Annotated in this window: 3 protein-coding genes; 2 read left to right on the top strand and 1 reads right to left on the bottom strand. The window is 58.6% G+C overall.

The features are described 5' to 3' along the window. Window positions 1–283 precede the first annotated feature (283 nt). Window positions 284–2,092, top strand: coding sequence for a translation elongation factor 4 (gene lepA, locus VIH17_11835; protein ID HEY4683920.1), 1,809 nt, complete (start codon window positions 284–286; stop codon window positions 2,090–2,092). 102 nt (window positions 2,093–2,194) lie between these two features. After that, on the top strand, window positions 2,195–2,395 hold the full coding sequence (locus tag VIH17_11830; GenBank protein HEY4683919.1) for a hypothetical protein: 201 nt from the start codon (window positions 2,195–2,197) through the stop codon (window positions 2,393–2,395). A 428-nt stretch (window positions 2,396–2,823) separates the two neighbouring features. On the opposite strand, the gene VIH17_11825 is transcribed toward VIH17_11830, so the two are convergent. Next, on the bottom strand, window positions 2,824–3,363 hold the full coding sequence (locus VIH17_11825; GenBank protein HEY4683918.1) for a DinB family protein: 540 nt from the start codon (window positions 3,361–3,363) through the stop codon (window positions 2,824–2,826). Window positions 3,364–3,500: the final 137 nt, after the last annotated feature.

Here is a 3,500-nt window from a genome sequence, read left to right as displayed (position 1 = left end):
CCGCCCGCACCACAAACGGCACCCGTTGCTGGCTCACATCCGTCCTCTTCCATGGCATGTCTTCGCTCTCCTCGACCGAAGACTCTAACTGCCAGGTGTAACGGATGTCCTGATACCATACATCTTTAGACCGCCCCAAATCGGGGCAAGCTGAAGCTTGCCCCTACAGAACTACTACAGAACGGATCGACCCTGCCGGGTGCAAATCCTCCATGCTTGTGGCAAAATCGTTGGCTTTGGGCTCATCGCCGAGACGCCCTGAGAGCCCTTGCCTGAAGAAAAGATGGAACCAGGTTTCATTCGAAACTTTTCGATCATCGCGCACATTGACCATGGAAAATCGACTCTGGCCGATCGGCTACTGGAATCGACCGGGGCACTCACGGCCCGGGAAATGTCCGACCAGGTCCTTGACTCGATGGACCTGGAGCGCGAGCGAGGCATCACCATCAAAGCCCACTCGGTCCGGCTCCATTACCGGGCACGGGACGGGCAGACCTACCAGCTCAACTTGATTGACACGCCGGGTCATGTGGACTTTTCCTACGAGGTTTCCCGCAGCCTGGCGGCTTGCGAGGGCGCGCTGCTGGTGGTAGATGCTTCCCAGGGGGTGGAGGCGCAAACCGTCGCCAACACCCTTCTGGCCGCCAAGAACAACCTCGAAATCATCCCGGTGATCAACAAGATTGACCTGCCGGCAGCCCAGCCCGAGGAAGTCCGCCGGCAGATTGAGAGCATCCTGGCACTCGATTCGAGCAACGCTCTTCTCATCAGCGCCAAGCACGGGAAAGGGACCGACGATGTTCTGGAGGCGATTGTCGCCCGCGTCCCGCCGCCGCGCGGTAACCCGGCAGGCCCTCTGCGAGCGCTGATTTTTGATTCCTGGTTCGACCCCTACCGCGGCGCGATTGTCCTGGTGCGGGTGGTGGACGGCACGCTCCGCAAGGGAATGAAGATCCGGCTGTGGTCCAACGGGGAAGTTTACGAGGTGGAACGCCTTGGGGTGCTGACGCCCAAGCCGGTGGAGGTCGAGCAACTCTCAACCGGCGAGGTCGGCTTTGTCGTCGCCAACATCAAGCGGCTGGCCGACACGAAAATCGGCGACACGATCACGGCCGATGACGAACCCGCCTCGGCTCCCCTGCCCGGATTCGAGCAAATCAAACCGATGGTTTTTGCCGGCCTCTACCCCGTAAGCGCGGATGACTATGCCCCGCTGCGGGACGCTCTCGATAAACTCCGGCTCAATGACTCGGCCTTTTCTTACGAAGCGGAAAGTTCGGCGGCGCTGGGCTTTGGCTTCCGCTGCGGGTTTCTCGGCCTGCTCCACATGGAGATCGTGCAGGAGCGGCTGGAGCGCGAATTCGGCTTGAACCTGATCACAACAGCGCCCAGCGTCCGCTATCGCATCACCCGCACGAGCGGCGAGGTGGCCGAGGTGGACAATCCCACCTGCTTCCCTCCCCCGCATGAAATCGAAAAGATCGAAGAGCCGGTCATCACCGCCATGATGATCGCGCCCGGAGAAGCAGTGGGCAGCCTGTTCAAGCTCTGTGAGGAGAAGCGCGGCATACGAAAGAATTTCGAATATCTTTCGCCGCAGCGCGTCATGCTGACCTACGATTTGCCGCTCAATGAAATCGTGCTCGATTTCTATGACCGCCTGAAGTCCCTTTCGCGGGGTTACGCATCGCTCGACTATGAATGGGCCGGCTACTGGGCATCGGACCTGGTCAAGCTCGACATCCTGGTGGCGGGCGAAGCGGTGGACGCGCTCTCGATGGTTTGTCACCGCGAGCAGGCCTACGAGCGCGGCCGCGAGGTGGCTGGGCGCTTGCGCAAGCTCATCCCCCGGCACATGTTTGAAGTTCCCATCCAGGCGGTCATCGGCAGCCGCGTCATCGCCCGCGAAAGCATCCCGGCCATGCGCAAAAACGTGCTGGCCAAGTGCTACGGCGGCGACATCACCCGCAAACGCAAGCTCCTCGAAAAACAAAAAGAAGGCAAAAAGCGCATGAAGCGGGTCGGTCGGGTGGACATTCCCCAGGAAGCTTTCCTCGCTGTGCTTAAGGTCAGCGGCCCCGCCGAGTAAAGCCTGCCGGGCTCGAGGCGATTGGTCCAGTAAACTCCGGCTCTGCTTGTCGGCAGTGCATCGGTCAGAGTAGAATCAGGACATATAGAGGGGAAGGCCAAGATGCCGAGGGCGTTGAAGTTTGTGACCAACGAAAAGGGCGAGAAAGTCAGCGTGATCCTCGACGTGGACGATTACAAGAAGATGCTTGAGGATCTAGAAGAGCTGGAAGCAATTCGGGCCTACGATACTGCCAAGGCCTCAGGCGAGCCTGCGATTCCCTTCCGACAAGCTACCGACGAGATTGAACGCTCCCGCAAGTGACATACTCCGTCTTCATCTTACGGCGGGCGCAAAAAGAACTTGCCGCTCTTTCCTTGGATGACTACCAAAGGGTCAAGGCTGCGATCTTGGCGCTTGAAACTGAGGCTCGACCAGGCGGTTGTCGAAAGCTCGTCGGGCGGGAGGGCTGGCGGATTCGGGTCGGGGACTACCGCGTAATATACGAAATTGATGACGCCGCCAAGACAGTTCTTATCCTACACATTGGACACAGGCGCGACGTATATCGTTAGAGCTTTTGTTGTGTGCGTCCTAAAGCTCCGAATTCTTCTATTTTCTTTGTGCGGCCCCTGCGTCCTTTGCGTTCTCTGTGGTTCAAAAGGATTTCACCACAGAGGACACAGAGCGCCATAGAGAAAAAGCGTTCGCAACCATCGAGGGTTTCTCTGCTTCCCTGCTTCCCTGTCTCTTTATCCTTCTCGCCGGTCGGGCATTTTGCCCAAACGGCGGAGGATGGCAATTTGGCCTTTGTGGTGGGCCTCGTGTTCAACGAGGTGGTGCAGAATCCAGCGGACCGAAAACGTGTAGCTCTTTCCTTGAAATTCTTCCTGATAGACGCGCCCAAGGTCGGCCGCCTTGATTGCCGCAATCGCTTGGCGTGTTTTTTCCCGCATGGTGTCCAGCTTGCTGAAAAAATAGGATAGGTCTTTGCCGTCGGGCGATTTTAGCTTGGGGTAGTCCTCCATCCCGTACTCGGCCCACTCTTCCCGGCTGAGTTTCTCCCCACCAAGCCGTTCCCGAATCCAGAAAGTTTCCGTGCCGGCAATGTGCAGGAGCAACGTGCCAATCGAATTGCCACCCTCGTAGGGTTGCCAGGAAAGCTGCTGGGGCGTCAGGTCGCGGACGTATTCTTTGACCGTGCGGCGTACTTCTTCCATCTGGGCAAGGTACTCGGCTACGATCGGTTCCAGCCCCTTGGCCGGAATCATGAGATATTCTTCTGTTGCCATGTTGTCCTCCCGCGCGAGCCCCGATTGGTCAGGGCGGGGATGGTGGCTACCGGTTATTCTTTGCGTTCGACACGGGCGCCTAATTTACCCCGAGCGAGCCGAACGGAAATTTCCGATCCCAGCGTCACGTCGGCCGA

Source organism: Candidatus Acidiferrales bacterium (genome assembly GCA_036514995.1).
Lineage (GTDB): Bacteria > Acidobacteriota > Terriglobia > Acidiferrales > DATBWB01 > DATBWB01.
The sequence above is the reverse complement of the archived record's forward strand: the minus strand, read 5'-3'. Positions and strand labels throughout refer to the sequence as shown.

Coding starts and splice junctions, on each gene's coding strand:
- VIH17_11825 (HEY4683918.1), bottom strand. CDS start 3,363: ATGGCAACAGAAGAATATCTCATGATTCCGGCCAAGGGGCTGGAACCG.
- lepA (HEY4683920.1), top strand. CDS start 284: ATGGAACCAGGTTTCATTCGAAACTTTTCGATCATCGCGCACATTGAC.
- VIH17_11830 (HEY4683919.1), top strand. CDS start 2,195: ATGCCGAGGGCGTTGAAGTTTGTGACCAACGAAAAGGGCGAGAAAGTC.